The following is a 16,874-nucleotide window of genomic DNA, read 5'->3' on the forward strand; positions in this document are numbered from 1 at the left end:
GCGGCGACCTGCGCGCCGCCGCCGACGCCATCCGCCTGGCCCGCAAGACCCTGTCCACCATCAAGGGCAACCTGTTCTGGGCCTTCGCCTACAACGTCGCCGCCCTGCCACTGGCCGCGGCCGGACTGCTCAACCCGATGATCGCGGGAGCGGCGATGGCCTTCTCCTCGGTCTTCGTCGTCGGCAACAGCCTCCGGCTGCGCCGCTTCCGCGCCCAGAGCTGACCACCGCGTCCGCGGATCACAGAGACCGCACCACCTTCGGGGGCCGGGGCACACCGCCCCGGCCCCCTCTCCACTCCCACGCCCTTTACCACCGGATTTCCGTGAGACGAGGCGACGATGACCGGTTACGAGAAGCACAAGGACGACATCCTCAGGCGCCTGCGCAGAATCGAGGGCCAGGTACGCGGACTCCAGCGCATGGTCGAGCGGGACACCTACTGCATCGACGTGCTCACCCAGGTGTCCGCGACGAACGCCGCCCTCCAGTCGTGCGCCCTCGCTCTCCTCGACGAGCACCTCAGCTGCTGTGTCACCGAGGCCATCGGGCACGGCGGGGACCGGGCGAGGGAGAAGGTGACCGAGGCGTCCCGCGCGATCGCGCGGCTCGTCCGGTCGTGACCCATGGCTCGGACGTACGATGTGGCGCGGCCGCGGCCGCACGGGCGGCAGGAGGGGGAAAAGTGCGCCGGCTGGGCGAACTGGAAGCCGAGATCATGGACCGGCTCTGGCGGTGGCGCAGGGCGGCGACCGTCCGCGAGATCGTGGACGACATCAATCTGTTCCGGCCGGTGGCCTACACGACGGTGATGACCGTCGCGGACATCCTGCACCGCAAGGGCATGCTGCGCCGGGAGAAGTCCGGGCGGGCCTGGATGTACGAACCGCTTCACAGCCGCGAGGAGTACACGGCCGGCCTGATGCGCGAGGCGCTGGGACACACCGAGGACCGCCGGACAGCGCTGATGCGCTTCGTCGAGCACATGTCCTCGGAGGAGGTCGAGGCGCTCAGAGCGGCACTGCGCTCCACCGGACGGGACACCCCCCTGTGACCGTGACCTACCATCTGCTGCCTCCGCTGGGAGTCGCACTGGGCGCCGGGGTGATCGCCCCGCCGCTCCTCGCGCGCGCCCGCTGGGCCCACCACGCGCCGAGACTCGCCGTCGGCGCGTGGCTGGCCCTGGCGGGCGCGCTGGCCCTCTCCGGAGGGCTGGCCCTGGCCCAGCTGCTGCTGTCCCGGGCGGGTGGGCAGGGGGTGGTGGGGCTCCTTCTCGCGTGTACGTCCGAGCCGGAACGCATACCGCCCGGCCGGGATCTGCTGGTGATCACGGCGGTTTCGGCGATCGCGGCGGCCGGGCCTCCCTGTGGGGCGCTGCTCGGCGAGTACGTACGCACACGCAGATCACGCGCCCGGCACGCGCGGATACTGCGGCTCGTCGGCCGGAGGTCGGCCCGGCTGGGTGTGACGCTGCTGGACCACGAGACGCCGGCCGTCTACTGCCTGCCGGGCAGGTCCCCCGAGATCGTGGTGAGTTCCGGAGCCGTACGCGCTCTGAGGGCGGGGGAACTGTCGGCGGCGGTCGAGCACGAGCGTGCGCATCTGGCCGGACGGCACCATCTGCTGTTCACCGCCGCGCGCGCTCTCGCCTCCGTGTACCGCCGACTCCCGCTCGGCAGCGGCCTGCGTCATCAGGTGCCCCTGCTGCTGGAGATGACCGCCGACGACCACGTGCTGCGGCGGTGCACTCGCCAGGAACTCGCGGCGGCTCTCTACGAAACGGCTGCCGGGCAGGCTCCGGGAGGCGCCTTCGCCCTGGGCGGGGCGTCGGCCGTGCAGCGAATGAACCGCATTCTCGCCACCGACCGGCCGCGCTGCCCCGTGGCGCGCGGCGCGTTCACCGTCCTGGCATCGGCCCTGGCCGTCATTCCCCTGATTGCCGCATGCTGCTCGATCTAGATTTCCCCTACTGATTTACTAAGTATTTTCGTAGACCTCTCACGGCGCAGAGCGGAAAACTTTTCAAAACCTCGGAAATCGCCCGGAGAGAGCGCCGAGGCATTCCCGGGGGCTGTTTGCTCCGCCGCTCACGGGTCTATTGTGGACCCGATGTCGGGCCGCTTCCGCCCGCGGGAGGGATGAGCGTCATGGGCCATGTGGCAGTACGGCCGGCGGTCGAGGCCGAGGCGCCATCGGTGTCCAGGGTGATGGCCGATTCACTACGGAACGGCTATCTCCCACTGCTCGGAAAATCCGAGGTGGAGCGCCTGGTCGGCCATTACTGCTCACTGTCCCGCATTCGCACGGAAATCGGCGCGCCCGGCAGCGGGCCGGGCTGGCTCGGTTGGCTTGTCGCGGTGGAACCCGGCGGCGTCGTACTGGGCGCGGCGGCCGGTGGCGTCGCACAGGCGGGAGCCGGTGAGGTGTACTGCCTGTGCGTGAACGCGGACCGCCGTCGCGAGGGCATCGGCAGCGCGCTGCTGGAGGCCGTGAGCGAGCAGCAGCGCGGCGCGGGCGCCGGCCGCCAGTTGATCTCCCTGCGCTCCGCGCGGGACCCTCTCCTGCCCTTTCTGGACCGGCACGGCTTCCGGCCCTCGGAAGAGGCCCCTGAGGGCATGCGTTACGCGCGCCCCCTGTAAGCCCCCTGCCGCCACCTCCCCGGGGGTGGCAGATCCACGCCATCGCATGGATACGCAGCGGTTCCGGCTGGCTCCCGGCGCCGTCCGCGGGCCAGGATGCCTTCCGGGCGCGGTCCCGGCGGCACGGGCACCGCCCCCGGACGGCAGGGGTAAAGCCGAGCACCCTGGAGGGGCGATGGACACGCAGAGGAGCACCGCCGTGTCGGCTCTGCTCGATCTCTCGGACGACGGCACGCACGCCGCTCCCCCGGGAGCGGAGTGCCATGACACCGGCTCCCTGCCGTCCGTGTCCGCCCAGGACGGCTCCGGCGCTCTGTGGCTGCCCGGCCTCGAGAACGTGTCCGCCCAGGATCCCGGGGACGTGTGGTTGCACGACGCCCTGCTGGGACCGCACAGCGCCGACATCGTCGGCTACCTGGGCATGGCCCGCACCACCGGCGGCCCGGTACTCGACCTGGGGTCGGGCGCCGGACGGCTGACCGTCCCCTTCGCCCGGCACGGTTTCGCCGTGGCGGCGGTGGACCGGGACCGGCACAGTCTGCGGCGGCTGCGGTGCTGGGCGCGGCGGATCGGCCCCCGCGCCGACCGGCTGGTGACCACGGTCCCCGCCGACCTGACCGGGCTGCGGCTGGACGGCCGGTACCAGCTGGTGGTGCTGGCCGGAGCGATGATCACGGCCGTTCCCCCGCAGGCGCGTCCCGCCCTGCTGCGCGAGATAGCCTCCCACCTGGGCGCGGGGGGCGCACTGGCCCTGGACTATCCGAGCCATGCGCTCACGGGACTGAGGGAACGGCCTCTGCGCACGTTCGCGTTCCGTGTCCCGCGTTTCGACGGGGTGACCGAGACGGTCGTGGCCAGGCAGGCCTTCGACCTGGCCGGCATGCGCGAGCGGATCACCTACCACTGCCGGTGCTCCACCCGGCACGACGTCCATCTCCGGACCCTGACCACCCGCAAGTGGCTGATCGACTCCGAACGCCTGGCACATGACATCCGCACAGCCGGAATGCATATCGCAGACCGGCGCCCCCACCGGATCGACTCCGTGACCGAACATGTGCTCTTGATTTGCCGCGCGGACGCATGATGAGGTGACCGGGGCCGCAGAACGGTCGAGGGTGGGCCTACCCCGGAACGAGTGCACGGTCACATCGGAGCGCGGTACGGGTAGACGAGGGGGATTACCGCAACGTGTCCAGATCCGGTTCCGGCGGACGTAGTGGCTCGCAGGACACCGCTCTCCGCCTCTACCAGGCGTTGCGGATGCGCGGAGCGGCGGGATTCGCCGCGGTGGCCGCCGAGCTGGGGCTCAAGGAACCCGAGGCCGCCCGCCACCGGGAGGATCTGGAGCGCCTCGGTCTGATCGTTCCCGCCGCTTCGCTGCACACCACCGGCCTGGAGGCGAATCCCGGCTGGCGGCACGAGGAGGCCGAGGACGCCGTCACGGTGATCGCCCCCGAGGTGGCCTTCCTGCGCGTGATGGCCCACGAGCGGGAGATGCTGCGCGAGCGGCTGCGGCAGGCCGACGAGGCGCACACCAGGCTGGAGACGCTGGTCGGCCGTTTCCTGCGAGCCGGATCCGTCACCGACTCCGAGGTCGAGGTGGAGGTGCTCACGGACTACCGGCGCATCCAGCAGGTCGTCGAGGACGTCGTGGACCTCGTGCACGACTCCGTGGCCTCCATGCATCCCGGCGCCATCGACACCAGCACCCTCGACCGGTCGCTGGGCCGGGACAAACGGCTGCTGGGCGAGGGGGTGCGGGTGCGGGTGATCTACAACCAGCGGTTCGCGTCCGTGCCGGCGCTGGGGGACTTCTTCAGACGCCAGGTCGAGGCCGGCGTCGAGGTCCGCCTCTCCCCCGTCGTGCCCATGAACATGATCCTCGGCGACCACCAGTTCGCGCTGCTTCCGGCCAATCCCGACGACCACACGGCCGGCGCGATCCTGGCCAGGGGGCCGGCGCTGGTGCGGTCCTATCTGGCCGTCTACGAGTACTGCTGGCACACCTCGTCGGCGTTCGGCGAGGAGGAGAACGCCGAGCGCGGCGGCGACGGGCTGACCGAGCAGCAGCGGGCGGCGCTCCGCATGCTGGCCACCGGCATGAAGGACGAGAAGATCGCGCGGAACCTCGGCGTGTCCCTGCGCACCGTCAGCCGCCTGCTGTCCGAGGTGATGCAGGAACTGGGCGCCGGCAGCCGCTTCGAGGCCGGGGTGAAGGCCACCCGGCTGGGCTGGCTCGATTAGCGCACCGCCTCCTGTCCGGCCAAGATGTACGATGTCGGAAAACTTTTGGTCGGATCAGTTGACTCGATCGGTCGGCTGGGAACGGTTGGCGGGGACATGAAACGCGAGGTACTGCCGGAGCAGCGCGAGGCCGCGATGCAGCAGCTGCGCGATGTCGGCCTGCGGGTCACCGGGCCGCGGCTGGAAGTCCTCAAGGTGCTGCGGGAGAACGGCCATATGGAGGTGGAGGAAATCACCTCCACCGCGCGCGAAAGGCTGGGAACGCTGACCAGCCAGGCGGTCTACGAGATGCTGAAGCATTTTCTCGACACCGGGCTGGTGACGAAATTCGACCGCCCCGGCCTGCCCGCCGTCTTCGAGCTGGCTTCCGAACCCCACCACCACGCGCTGTGCACGCGCTGCGGGCGGGTGGCCAACGTGGCCGTGCAGGCCCCCACGCCTTCGCGTAAGGGCCTGCACGGCTGGCACATGACGGGCACCGAGCTGGTCTTCAAGGGCGAGTGCCCGGACTGCCGTCAGTCCTGAGGCGGGGCCGGCGGCCAGTCGACGTTGCCGTCGTACGGGGAGACCGGCGGCCAGTCGACCTCGGTGGTGGAGGCCAGGACCCCGATCCCGCCCGGCTGTTCGGACAGGGCCGCTGTCGCGGCGGCGCCGGCCACACAGGCGCACAGGACCGCGGCGACCGCCAGGCGGCGCAGGGCGAAGGAAATTCCGCTGTACGAAGGCATGGTTCCTCCAGGGCGATGGACGGGATTTCGTCTCCCCCTCTCCCGTGCCGCCGGGAGTTCCTCGGGGTGACGTTTAAATAATCTCGCCTCGCGACTTCCCGATCCAGGGATACCGGCGTCGCACACACGCCATGGCACAAGCCTGTCAAAGCCCCGGGAAAGCGGAATCACCGAATTTCATTGCTGAATTACTCAGCGATTCCACCCACACCAACATTTGACCCACTAAAATCTGTGATAGAATCGTGAGTGCGGCTCTCTCCCTTGAGCCGGCGGGGCTCTGGCACCTCCAGGGACAGGTCCCCGCCCGGGCAGGGGCGTGCCGCCGCCCCTGCCCACCCGGATCGCGCCGTCCCGGCCGCGCGCTCGTACACGGCGAGCGTGCGGGCCGCGGCCGTGTCCCAGGCCATTCCGGACGCGTACCGGACCCCGGCCCGTCCCATGGCCCTGGCCAGTTCGGGGGCCCGGGCCAGGGTCAGCAGCTGCCGGGCGTAGTCCCGCGGACGGTGCCCCCGGACCAGCAGGCCCGTCACGCGGTCCCACACCGCGGTCGGCAGCCCGCCCACCTCGGCGGCGAGCACGGGGGTTCCGCAGGCCTGGGCCTCCAGGGCCACCAGGCCGAACGTCTCACTGCGCGAGGGCATCACCAGCACGTCGGCGGCGCGGTACCAGTGCGCCAGCGTCTCCTGCCGCACGGCGGGCTCGAAGCGGACGACATCCGCCACACCCGACGCGGAGCACAGTCCCGCCAGCCGTTCCGGGGCCCGCAGCCCCGAACCGCTCAGACCGCCGATCACGGGGACCACCAGGCGTCTGCCGAGTTCCGGGTCCGTACGGACCAGTTCGGCGACGGCCTCGACCAGCACGTCCGGTCCCTTCAGAGGCTGTATGCGCCCCACGAACAGCGGCACGAAGGCGTCCTGCGGCAGCCCCAGGACGCGGCGGGCGGCCCGCCGGCCCTCGCCCGGATGGAAGGTGCGGAGGTCGACACCGGGATGTACGACGTCGATGCGCTCCCGAGCCGCCCCGTACAGCCGCCGCAGCGCTGCCGCCTCGTCGGCCGTGTTGGCGACCAGGCGTTCGGCGGTGTCGACGACCCGGTGCTCGCCGAGGATCCGCTCCGGGGGCTCGGGGCTGTCGCCCTCGGCGAGCGAGGCGTTCTTCACCCGCCCCAGCGTGTGCATGGTGTGCACCAGCGGGACCCCCCATCGCCGCGTCACGGTCCGGCCCACCTGTCCGGACAGCCAGTAGTGGGAGTGGACCAGATCGTAGGGACGGCCGCCGTCCCCGGCCGCGGTGCGCAGCAGCGCCCGCGAGAAGTCCTCCAGCGTGCCGGGGAGTTCCTCCTTGGCCACGGCCCGGCACGGGCCGGCGTGCAGATGGCGCACGGTCGTGCCGGGGGCCAGCGGCACCTCCGGCGGCAGGTCCTCGCCCCGGCACCGGGTGAAGACGTCGATCTCGGCACCGAGTCCTGCCAGGCTCCGCGAGAGCTGGACGATGTAGACGTTCATTCCGCCCGCGTCGCCCGTACCGGGCTGGTGCAGCGGCGAGGTGTGGACACTGAGCATGGCCACGCGGAGCGGTCGTGCGGTGGTGACGGACACGTGGTTCTCCTCGGCGATCGGACCGGACGCCGCCCTCGCGAAGCCGTGGCGGCGCCCGGCAGACGGAAGGGCTCCGGGGCACGAAGCCCCGGAGCCCGGTGGGAAGGTGTCGAAGACGTGAGGGGGTCAGAACCCGAAGACCGGGCCCGAAGGCGGCGACAGCCGGGTGCCCGCGGCGGGAGCGGCGAGGGCTTCGGGAGTGACGGCGCGGCCCGCCGGCAGTCCGAGTGCGGCCGCCAGCCGGTCGGCCCCCTCCGGCATCACCGGGCGGGCCCAGGCGGCAAGTGCCGCGGCCACCCGCAACTGGGCCACGATCGCGGGTGCCTTCCGGTCCGGGGCGGCCGGGCCGTGCCACCTGTACCCGTTGGCATGGCCGAAGTCGTCGGCGGAGCGGACCACCTCGTCCAGCAGCGCGACGGCCCGGCGGGGATCGAACGATTGGGGGTCGTACGCCTCGCGCAGTTCCCCGGCCGTGCGGACCAGTCGCTCGTGCAGGACGTCCCAGCCCGCTCCGCCGGACGCCGCGTCCGGCACCAGGCCCTCGGACTCCTCCCGTACGGCGGCGAAGAGTCTGCCCAGCCAGTCGTTCCAGGTGGAGTCCAGCCACTGCCGCGTGCGTTCCAGGTCCGAGTGCCGGAACGGCGCGGTCCCGTCCGCCGGCCGGCACTGCAGCACATGGCGGCGCAGCGTGTCGGACCCGAACTCCGTGAGCAGGTCGAGGGCCCAGAGCGCAGGGTGCCGGCCGGCCGGCTCGCCCTTCTCGATGCGGAGGGTCTCGTTGACGCGGAACGAGTGCCTCAGCTTCACCCCCTGGGCGAGGACGAGGACGGGCAGCAGCACCGCCTGGCAGAAGACGTGTCCGGCCCCGCAGAAGTGGACGGTCTCCTCCGGCGCCGCCCGGTGGTCCGGCCAGCAGCCGTAGAGGTGCATCGCGACGTCCTCGAAGCAGACGTCGATGCGGTGGCCCTCGAAGTCGTCGCCTGGGACCGGCAGCCCCCACTCGGCCGGATGGCACACGGCCACGTCGGGCAGGCCGTCCTCGGCCAGCCCCTCGCACAGCGCGGCGACCCGCGGGGGAAGGTCGCTGCTGCGCCAGTGGTCGGCGAGCCGGTCCCGGAAGGGCTCCAGCGGCAGGTACAGGCGGCGGCAGCGGCGGAGTGCGGCCGCGGTGCCGCACAGCGAGCAGCGCGGCGAGAGCAGTTCGCCGCTGTCGTTCGGCCGGGCGCAGGTGTGGCAGACGCCTGCCCGGCAGGGCTGCCCGCAGTGCGGGCAGCCACCGGTCGCGTGGGCCCCGTACAGCCAGCGCTCACACGGTTCGCAGTAGGGCATCAGCCGGGTCCGGGCGGCGATGACACCGTCGGCGCGCAGGCGGGAGAAGAGGTTCTGCACCCACTGGCGGTAGCCGGCGGAGGACCGCGGATCGGTGATCAGGTCGAACTCGACTCCGGCGCGCAGCAGGTCGGCGCATATGGCCTGGCGGTACCCCTCCGCGACCTCCTGGGGCTTGCGCCCGTCCCGCAGGGCCCGCAGCTCGACGGAGCTGTTGTGGTCGGAAGTGCCGGTGACGAAGAGGACGGACCGGCCGTCGGCGCGCAGATAGCGGCTGAGCACGTCGGCGGCGACATAGGGCCCGGCCAGGTGCCCGATGTGGAGCTCGCCGTGGGAGGCGGGCGGGGTCGCGGTGATCCAGAGCCGGCTGCTCACGGGCTGACCTCCTTTCCCGCTGGTCAGCGGGGCTCGAAGTGGAAGGAGCGGATGAAGCAGTCCCGTGGCTGCTCGACCGCGTAGACGATGCATTCGAAAAGGGCCTGGGTGGTGAGTTTCTCGTCGGGGTCTCCCCCTATTCCCTCCCACTCCACCGACCGGGGGTCGGAGGTGGAGAAATCGGGCGGGTAGAGCGAGAAGACGCGGACGCCCGAGGACCGCAGCCGGTGGGAGAGGATGTCGGCGAATCCCGCCTGTGCGCTCTTCGCCGCGTAGAAGGCGTCGTGGGCCGTCGACATGCCTGCCGTGTCCGGGCCCCGGACCGCGACCATGTTGACGATGTCGGGCCGCTGGGACGCGCGCAGCAGCGGCAGGAAGTGCTTGACCATCAGCACGGTTCCGCCTGCGGTGGATTCGATGGTCTCCACGATCTGGGCGTCCGAGGCGTCGTCGAGTTCGACGCCGTCGAGCCACCGCGCGCCGTTGTTGACGAGCAGGTCGACCCGGCCGGTGTGCTCGCCCACCCGGCGGGCGAACTCCCGGATCTCCGCCGGGCGGCTGAGGTCGCAGCCGAACGCGTGGATGCGCTCGCGGGCCGTCCCCATGACGTCGGCCAGGGTGCGCTCGGCCGCTTCCACCGTACGGGCCGAAACGAATACCTCGGCGCCCAGATGCGCGAAACCGATGGCGAGCGCACGCCCGAATTCACGGGAGGCGCCGGTGACGACGACACGCAGGTTATCGAATTTCATTCCGTCCAGCTCTCCCCGGTCGGCCATATGTCCCCGAAAAGCCTGACAGACGGCGGGGAGGATATCCGCACGGAGGAAAGGCAGGTTCACGCAGTGGCGTGGACGCGCCACGGCAGCCGGAGACCCGTCCGCAGTACGCGGACGCGTCTGCCGCCGATGCCGACACGGCGAAGGCGCCCGAAGCGTTCGCCGGCCACGACGGCGGTCTCCAGATCGACCGGCACGGTGCCGGACGGAGTGTCGACGACGACGCGGTCCGTCCCGCATCCGGCGGAGCGCGCCAGACGGTGCGGAACCGTTCCCCCGATGGCGGAGGCGGCCGCCAGGCAGGCGAGTCCGGTGAGCGCGAACGCGGGGTGCCACCCGGGTTCGGTGAGGGATCTGGCCGCCAGCCGCCCCGGCCGGCCGGCGCTCACCACTGCGACCTTGGGCAGCAGACTGCCCGCGGGCAGTCCCAGTACGGCGCGCGCCGCGGCCCGCAGCCGCTCCAGCCGCTCCAGAGTGGCGGAGCCCGCTTCGAACAGGGCCCGGGCGCCGTGCAGTCCGAGGTCCGCCGCGTCGACGAACACATAGGGGTTGCCGAACCGCACGACGGAACCGAGCAGTACTCCCCCCGCGGTGATCAGGGCGTCGGTGGGCCGCCCGGTGGGCAGCAGTCGCGGCAGCGCAAGTTCCGCACCCGGCAGGAGGTGCAGGGTGTGGGTGCCGTCCCGGGCACGTTCGCAGACCGCCTCCTCCCCGGTGTTGAGGACCCGGACCCTCAAGGGGCCCTCCGCCGTGCCGACGGCGGCCGCGGCCAGCAGGGAGTGGCCGCAGCCGCTGTCGAAGACGAACTTCCGCGGATCCTGCGCCAGTCCCTGGACGAAGCGGTAGTCCAGGTCGTACCCGGGCCGCGGGGACGGCCGGACCAGCGCGAACTTCAGGATCGGGCCGTGCCCGGCGTCCTCCAGGAGCAGGCGTGTGCGGGCCAGGGCGGCGCTCAGACGGTCGCGGTCCCCGGGGAGCCGGCCGGCGTCGAGCACCAGGGTGGGGCCCGGCGCCCCCTCGGCCATCGCGATGTACGAGGTCATGCCGCCAGTCCGGCCAGGGACCGGACGCGGGGCGCCGACGCGCGCAGGGCGCGCAGCTCCTCGCTCCACAGTTCGTGGACCAGCAGGGCCCACAGCGCGGTGGCGGTCACCGGGGAGGGCTGCCGCCGGTGGGCGGCGAACAGGCCTGCGATCCCCTGCGCGCACAGCCGGCCGTCGAGGCGCAGGTTCCCGGAGGACAGCATCTCCTGTGCCAGTGCCATGAGGGGCGTGCCCCGGACGAGCATCGCGTCGACCGGGAGGTGGAAGGGCTGCTTGGGCCGGCGGACCACTGCCTCCGGCAGCACCCCCCGGGCCGCGTCGAAAAGAGCCCGCTTCCCCGTGCGCAGGCGGACGGGGAGCCGCCGGGCCAGGGCGGAGACGGCCGGCTGGAGGTAGGGCATCCGCGCTTCCACCGCCCAGGCCATGCTGAGGTGGTCGATGCGGCGCAGATGGTAGGCGGGCAGCCGCTGCAGCGTCTCGAAGGCCGTCAGTGTGGTGTGCCGGCTCCCGGCCGCCGACCGCAGCTGTTCGGTGATCCGCTGCTCGGTGGGCCCCCGGTCGGCGAGGAAGGCGCGGTAGTCGGAGGTGTAGAGCGAGTCGCGCAGGGCGCGGGGGATCGCGGCCAGCGAGGCGACGTAGGGGCTCACCCAGTCCGCACCGGCCGGTGCGGCCAGCGCGGCGCGCATCCGGTCGTACCCGGCGAAGAGTTCGTCGGCGCCGTCACCGGTGAGGGCTACGGTGAACCCCTCGGCGCGGACGGCGCGGAACAGCGCGTAGGTGCTGAGCGTGATGGGGTCGGCGTTGGGCTGGCCCAGGTGCCACACGGTCCGCGGCAGCAGCTCGGCGAACTCTCCGGGGTCCACCTCGATCTGGTGGTGGACCGTACCGCTGCGGCGGGCGACGGCCCGGGCGAACCCGTCCTCGTCCCCCGGCCAGTTCCCCTTGTAGGTCAGGTGGAAGGTGTGCAGGGGCTCCCCGCGCACCTTCCGGGCGTGTTCCGCGGCCAGCGCGGTCACCAGGCCCGAGTCCAGACCTCCGCTGGTGACGGCGCAGACCGGGACGTCGGCGCGGGCCAGCGCGCGTACCTCACGGCCCAGCACGCCCAGCAGGTCCGCGCCCGGGCGTTCGTCGTCGCGGGGCTGCCGGCGGTGGACGCGCAGCCCTCTGCCCGGGTCCGCCACCGCGGTGGCTCCGGGAGGCAGGGTGCGGATTCCGCGCAGCGCGGACTGCTGCCCCAGGCAGGTACGGGTCGTCAGGTACTCGTCCAGCGCTTCCTCCCGCTGCACCGCGGGCACCTGCGAGAACGCGATCAGGGCGGACAGTTCGGAGGCGAAGTACACCCCGCCGTCCGGGGCGGCGTGGTAGTAGAGCGTCTTCATGCCGTGGTCGTCGGTGGCGAGGACGAGCCGGGGCTCAGGACTGCGCAGATCCACCAGGGCCACGGCGAACATGCCCTCGAGCAGTCCGGCGAAGGCCGCGCCGTACTCGGCGTAGAGGGCCGGCAGCAGGGTGCCGTCGCAGTCGTCGGGGAAGACGTGGCCCCGCTCCCGCAGGCGCCGGCGCAGTTCGCGGTGGTTGTACAGCTCGCCGTTGAAGACGGCGACGACACCGGGCACCGTCCTCAGTTCGTAGGGCTGGGCGCCGCCGGCCGGGTCGGTGACGGCGAGCCGGTTGCAGCCCAGCGACCACCCCGGCCCCCTTCTCATCCCGTGGGCGTCGGGCCCGCCGTGCCGCTGGCGGCCGGCGACGGCGGCCAGGTCGTGGACTGTCGCGCCGGCAGCGAACGAGCCGAAGATCCTGCACATGGCGGCCACCTCCGAACACATCACATCAGACGGAATCAATAATTTGAATCTACCAATTCTTTGTCCGGCGCGAAAGTGTCATGGCGCAAACCGGCCATGAGCCGCCTCTTGCCGCCCCTGCCTCGCGCGCAACAGGCTGACCGCATGAGCGACTCCACCTTCGGCACGGCCTCCAGGGGCGCGCCCGACAGCCTGCTGGTCGTGGCCGCGCACCCCGACGACATCGAGTTCTGTGTGAGCGGGACCGTCATGCAGTGGATGGACCGCGGCACGCGGGTGACCTACTGCATCGTCACCGACGGCGACGCGGGCGGATACGACGAGCAGCTGCCCCGGCAGGTCATGGCGGATCTGCGCCGGGCCGAGCAGACGCACTCCGCCAAACTCAGCGGAGTGCAGGACGTCCGGTTCCTCGGCTACCCGGACAGCAGGGTGGAACCGAGCGTGGAGCTGCGCCGCGATCTGTGCCGGGTCATCCGCGAGGTCAGGCCCCAGCGCGCCATCATCCCCAGTCCGGAGATCAACTGGGCGCGTGTCGCCGATCTCCACCCCGACCACCGTGCCGTCGGAGAGGCGGCCCTGCGCGCGATCTACCCCGAGGCCCGCAACCCCTTCGCCCACGCCTCCCTGCTCAAGCACGAGGGACTGCGGCCGTGGACCGTCCCCGAGACCTGGCTGATGACCGGTCCGAGTCCCAACCAGTTCGTCGACGTCACCGCCGTCTTCGACCGCAAGGTCGACGCGCTGCGCATCCACACCTCGCAGACGGCCCACTTCGAGGATCTGGCCGGGCTGCTCCGGGAATGGCTGGCGGAGCACGCCCGCGCGGGCGGACTGCCTCCCGGGAGGCTCGCCGAGGCCTTCCAGATCGTACGGACGGCATGACCGGCCGCCCCGTGACGGGGCGGCCGGTCATCGGCGTTCATGTCCTGCGGTGTTCATGTCCTGCGGTGTTCAGCCGTAGATGACCAGCTCGCTCTCATCGGCGCCGTCCAGCACATACCTCGCGCCGACCACGGGACGGCCGGAGTAGAGACGGATCAGGGTCGGGACGTCCGTCTCCAGACGCGCCGGCGGCCGTCCGTCCACAAGGTTGCCCAGGGTGATCCTCCTCGTCGGTGAGGCCGGTGAGGCCGGTGAGGCCGGTGAGCGGTTCTCCGGGAACGGGAGGCGCCCCCCGTCGCCGAGGACCGCCTCCACCCGCGGGGTGGAGCGGACCCGGCTGGCGACGGTGAGGATGGCCAGCGCCTCGGCCGCCCCCGGGCCCTCGTAGGCCCCGGGCCGGCCCAGGGCGTCGCGGACGTCACCGGCGTGCACCCACTCCCCCAGCGCGATCACGTCCAGGTCCCCGTCGGAGGCGGCGATCACCTTCCCCGCCTCGGTGAACCCCTCCTCCAGTTCGTCCAGGATCCGGGAGACGCTCCAGTCGCGGCGCTCCCGCACGTCGGCCGCGTTGGCCTCGGGTGTGAAGGCACCTTCCAGCCGGCCCTCCACGATGCGCAGGAGGGCCGCCGAACAGTGCGCGAGCACCTCGCGCACCGTCCAGCCCGGGCAGGCGGTGCGGCGCTCGTACTCGCCGTCGGCCGTACGCCGCAGCAGCGGCAGCAGGGCGTCCCGTTCGGTCAGCAGCAGCCGGTGCGGCAGCCAGGGATCTCTCGTCTCGGTCATCGGTGTCAGTAGCGGTAGTGGTCGGGCTTGTACGGGCCCTCCACGGGGACGCCGATGTAGGCGGCCTGCTCCGGGCGCAGCACGGTCAGCTTCGCCCCCAGCGCCTCCAGATGGAGACGGGCGACCTTCTCGTCCAGGTGCTTGGGCAGCACGTACACCCCCACCGGATAGGCGTCCGGCTTGGTGAACAGCTCGATCTGGGCGATGGTCTGGTTGGCGAAGGAGTTCGACATCACGAACGAGGGGTGCCCGGTGGCGTTGCCCAGGTTCAGCAGCCGTCCCTCGGACAGCACGATGATCGACTTGCCGTCCGGGAAGGTCCAGGTGTGCACCTGCGGCTTGACCTCGTCCTTGACGATGCCGGGAACCGCCGCCAGACCGGCCATGTCGATCTCGTTGTCGAAGTGGCCGATGTTGCCCACGATCGCCTGGTGCTTCATCCGCGCCATGTGCCCGGCGAGGATGATGTCCTTGTTGCCGGTGGTGGTCACGAAGATGTCGGCGGTCTCCACCACGTCCTCCAGGGTGGCGACCTGGTAGCCGTCCATCGCCGCCTGCAGCGCGCAGATCGGGTCGATCTCGGTGACGATCACCCGCGCGCCCTGGCCGCGCAGCGACTCCGCGCACCCCTTGCCCACGTCCCCGTAGCCGCACACCACGGCCACCTTGCCGCCGATGAGAGTGTCGGTGGCGCGGTTGATCCCGTCGATCAGCGAGTGGCGGCAGCCGTACTTGTTGTCGAACTTCGACTTGGTCACCGAGTCGTTGACGTTGATCGCCGGGAAGAGCAGCACGCCGTCTCGCTGCATCTCGTACAGCCGGTGCACCCCGGTGGTGGTCTCCTCCGTCACCCCGCGGATCTCGGAGGCCAGCTGCGTCCACTTGCCCGGCCGCTCGGCCAGGGTGCGGGCCAGCAGGCCCAGGATGACCGCGTGCTCCTCGGACTCGGCCGTGGAGACGTCCGGCACCGCGCCGGCCTTCTCGTACTCCACCCCCTTGTGCACCAGCAGCGTGGCGTCACCGCCGTCGTCCAGGATCATGTTCGGCCCGCCGGTGGGCGCGTCCGGCCAGGTCAGCGCCTGCTCGGTGCACCACCAGTACTCTTCCAGCGTCTCGCCCTTCCAGGCGAAGACCGGCACGCCCCGCGGGTCGTCGGGGGTGCCGTCGGGGCCGACGGCGACGGCGGCGGCGGCGTGGTCCTGGGTGGAGAAGATGTTGCAGGAGGCCCAGCGCACCCGGGCGCCCAGCGCCACCAGGGTCTCGATCAGCACGGCCGTCTGCACCGTCATGTGCAGCGACCCGGTGATCCGCGCCCCGGCCAGCGGCCGGGAAGCGGCGTACTCGCGGCGGATCGCCATCAGGCCGGGCATCTCGTGCTCGGCCAGCGTGATCTCCTTGCGGCCGAACGCCGCCAGGGACAGGTCCGCCACCTTGAAGTCAGTGAAGTCAGCGGTGGGATGCGAGGGCATGCCGGGTACTCCTTGGGGTCTGTGTGCTCTGGATGCTGCTCTGGTTGCTGCCGTGGATGTTGTGATGGATGTCGAGGGTGGCGGTGGAGCGGTTGAGGGTGATGTAGTGCAGCCCGGGTGCGCCTTCGGCCAGCAGGCGTTCGGCCATGGCGGTGGCGTGGTCGACGCCGATGCGGTGGCCGGCGGCCGGGTTGCCGCGGGCGGCCTCCAGACGGCGGGCCAGGTCCTCGGGGAAGGCCGCGCCCGACAGTTCGGCGAAGCGGGCGATCTGCCGGGCGTCGGTGGCGGGCATGATCTCGGGGATGATCGGGGTGTCGCAGCCGACGGCGGTCACCTTGTCGCGCAGCCGCAGGTAGTCCTCGACGTGGAAGAACATCTGCGTGATGGCGTAGTCGGCGCCGGCCTTGCACTTGGCGACGAAGTGGCGGATGTCGCTGTCCCAGTCGGGCGATCGGGGGTGTTTTTCGGGGAAGGCGGCCACCCCGACGCTGAAGTCGCCCATCTCCTTGACCAGGGAGACCAGTTGGTGGGCGTGGGTGAAGCCCTGCGGGTGCGGGGTCCAGGGCGCGCCCGGGTCGCCGGGCGGGTCGCCGCGCAGGGCGAGCACGTCGCGCACTCCCGCGTCGGCGTACCGGCCGATGATGTTGCGCAGCTCGGCGACCGAGTGGCCGACGGCGGTGAGGTGGGCGACCGGCCGCAGCGTGGTCTCGGCCGCGATCCGCTCGGTGACGGCGACGGTGCGGTCCCGGGAGGATCCGCCGGCGCCGTAGGTGACCGAGACGAACGTCGGGCGCAGCGCCTCGATACGGCGGACGGCGTCCCACAGGGTACGCTCGCCCGCCTCGGTCCTGGGCGGGAAGAACTCGAACGAGTACGAGCGCTCCCCCGCGGCCAGGATCTCGCGCAGTGTTCTCGTGGTCGTCATGCCCGGCCGCCTCCGGCGTTGAAGTATTTGGCCTCGGGGTGGTGCAGAACGATGGCGTCGGTGGACTGCTCGGGATGGAGCTGGAACTCCTCGGACAGCTTCACCCCGATCCGCTCGGGCTGGAGCAGCTCGGCGATCTTGGCGCGGTCCTCCAGGTCCGGGCAGGCCCCGTACCCCAGCGAGAAGCGGGCGCCGCGGTACTTCAGGGCGAACATGTCCTCGATCGCGTCGGGGTCGTCGCCGGCGAAACCGAGCTCGGCGCG

Annotated in this window: 19 protein-coding genes; 9 read left to right on the forward strand and 10 right to left on the reverse strand. The window is 71.7% G+C overall.

Annotated elements, in window-relative coordinates; translation table 11 throughout:
- The 8 genes from L7D48_RS12435 to L7D48_RS12470 all read left to right on the forward strand — a co-directional run.
- The coding region (locus L7D48_RS12435) for a hypothetical protein (RefSeq protein WP_237879419.1) at positions 1-224 on the forward strand (224 nt) is incomplete at its 5' end.
- Between the two features lie 117 nt (positions 225-341).
- Positions 342-623: a metal-sensitive transcriptional regulator gene (locus L7D48_RS12440; RefSeq protein ID WP_237879422.1), complete on the forward strand. Its 282-nt coding sequence runs from the start codon at positions 342-344 to the stop codon at positions 621-623.
- Positions 624-685: 62 nt separating this feature from the next.
- Entirely contained in the window at positions 686-1,054 is a 369-nt protein-coding gene (locus L7D48_RS12445) for a BlaI/MecI/CopY family transcriptional regulator (RefSeq protein WP_237879424.1), read from the forward strand.
- Between the two features lie 2 nt (positions 1,055-1,056).
- Positions 1,057-1,959 (forward strand): M56 family metallopeptidase, encoded by a 903-nt coding sequence (locus L7D48_RS12450; protein WP_237879426.1) that lies wholly within the window; start codon positions 1,057-1,059, stop codon positions 1,957-1,959.
- A gap of 188 nt (positions 1,960-2,147) precedes the next feature.
- Complete coding sequence (locus L7D48_RS12455; protein ID WP_237879429.1) at positions 2,148-2,639, forward strand: N-acetyltransferase; 492 nt, start codon at positions 2,148-2,150, stop codon at positions 2,637-2,639.
- 175 nt (positions 2,640-2,814) lie between these two features.
- Positions 2,815-3,726, forward strand: coding sequence for a cyclopropane-fatty-acyl-phospholipid synthase family protein (locus L7D48_RS12460; RefSeq protein ID WP_237879431.1), 912 nt, complete (start codon positions 2,815-2,817; stop codon positions 3,724-3,726).
- A gap of 104 nt (positions 3,727-3,830) precedes the next feature.
- The gene (locus tag L7D48_RS12465) at positions 3,831-4,886 is read left to right on the forward strand and encodes a helix-turn-helix transcriptional regulator (protein WP_237879433.1); all 1,056 of its coding nucleotides are present in this window, start codon (positions 3,831-3,833) and stop codon (positions 4,884-4,886) included.
- 96 nt (positions 4,887-4,982) lie between these two features.
- Positions 4,983-5,411: a Fur family transcriptional regulator gene (locus L7D48_RS12470; protein WP_237879435.1), complete on the forward strand. Its 429-nt coding sequence runs from the start codon at positions 4,983-4,985 to the stop codon at positions 5,409-5,411.
- On the opposite strand, the gene L7D48_RS12475 is transcribed toward L7D48_RS12470, so the two are convergent.
- The 6 genes from L7D48_RS12475 to asnB form a co-directional block, all read right to left on the reverse strand.
- Entirely contained in the window at positions 5,402-5,614 is a 213-nt protein-coding gene (locus L7D48_RS12475; RefSeq protein ID WP_237879437.1) for a hypothetical protein, read from the reverse strand. The two genes, L7D48_RS12470 and L7D48_RS12475, sit on opposite strands and share 10 nt — an antisense overlap.
- Before the next feature lie 188 nt (positions 5,615-5,802).
- Positions 5,803-7,218, reverse strand: coding sequence for a D-inositol-3-phosphate glycosyltransferase (mshA, locus tag L7D48_RS12480; RefSeq protein WP_374492067.1), 1,416 nt, complete (start codon positions 7,216-7,218; stop codon positions 5,803-5,805).
- Between the two features lie 126 nt (positions 7,219-7,344).
- Entirely contained in the window at positions 7,345-8,922 is a 1,578-nt protein-coding gene (locus tag L7D48_RS12485; RefSeq protein WP_237879439.1) for a class I tRNA ligase family protein, read from the reverse strand.
- Between the two features lie 23 nt (positions 8,923-8,945).
- Positions 8,946-9,674, reverse strand: a complete 729-nt coding sequence (locus tag L7D48_RS12490; RefSeq protein ID WP_237879441.1) for an SDR family oxidoreductase — start codon at positions 9,672-9,674, stop codon at positions 8,946-8,948.
- Positions 9,675-9,760: 86 nt separating this feature from the next.
- Positions 9,761-10,744: a PrpF domain-containing protein gene (locus L7D48_RS12495; RefSeq protein ID WP_237879443.1), complete on the reverse strand. Its 984-nt coding sequence runs from the start codon at positions 10,742-10,744 to the stop codon at positions 9,761-9,763.
- Positions 10,741-12,549: an asparagine synthase (glutamine-hydrolyzing) gene (gene asnB / locus L7D48_RS12500; protein ID WP_237879445.1), complete on the reverse strand. Its 1,809-nt coding sequence runs from the start codon at positions 12,547-12,549 to the stop codon at positions 10,741-10,743. Before asnB ends, L7D48_RS12495 begins: the two co-directional genes overlap by 4 nt.
- Positions 12,550-12,693: 144 nt before the next feature.
- Here asnB and L7D48_RS12505 point away from each other — a divergent pair, with 144 nt between their 5' ends.
- On the forward strand, positions 12,694-13,434 hold the full coding sequence (locus tag L7D48_RS12505) for a PIG-L deacetylase family protein (RefSeq protein WP_237879447.1): 741 nt from the start codon (positions 12,694-12,696) through the stop codon (positions 13,432-13,434).
- Between the two features lie 69 nt (positions 13,435-13,503).
- Here L7D48_RS12505 and L7D48_RS12510 read toward each other — a convergent pair whose 3' ends face one another.
- The 4 genes from L7D48_RS12510 to L7D48_RS12525 all read right to left on the reverse strand — a co-directional run.
- The gene (locus L7D48_RS12510; RefSeq protein ID WP_237879450.1) at positions 13,504-14,217 is read right to left on the reverse strand and encodes a maleylpyruvate isomerase family mycothiol-dependent enzyme; all 714 of its coding nucleotides are present in this window, start codon (positions 14,215-14,217) and stop codon (positions 13,504-13,506) included.
- A 5-nt stretch (positions 14,218-14,222) separates the two neighbouring features.
- Positions 14,223-15,686 (reverse strand): adenosylhomocysteinase, encoded by a 1,464-nt coding sequence (gene ahcY / locus L7D48_RS12515; RefSeq protein WP_237879452.1) that lies wholly within the window; start codon positions 15,684-15,686, stop codon positions 14,223-14,225.
- The gene (gene metF, locus L7D48_RS12520) at positions 15,664-16,611 is read right to left on the reverse strand and encodes a methylenetetrahydrofolate reductase [NAD(P)H] (protein ID WP_237879454.1); all 948 of its coding nucleotides are present in this window, start codon (positions 16,609-16,611) and stop codon (positions 15,664-15,666) included. The genes ahcY and metF overlap by 23 nt, the downstream gene beginning before the upstream one ends.
- Positions 16,608-16,874: vitamin B12 dependent-methionine synthase activation domain-containing protein (locus L7D48_RS12525; RefSeq protein ID WP_237879456.1), on the reverse strand; the 267-nt coding region annotated here is incomplete at its 5' end. The genes metF and L7D48_RS12525, both read right to left, overlap by 4 nt.

Origin of the sequence: Streptomyces sp. ICN903, from assembly GCF_022015835.1 — a bacterium.
GTDB classification, from domain to species: domain Bacteria; phylum Actinomycetota; class Actinomycetes; order Streptomycetales; family Streptomycetaceae; genus Streptomyces; species Streptomyces fenghuangensis.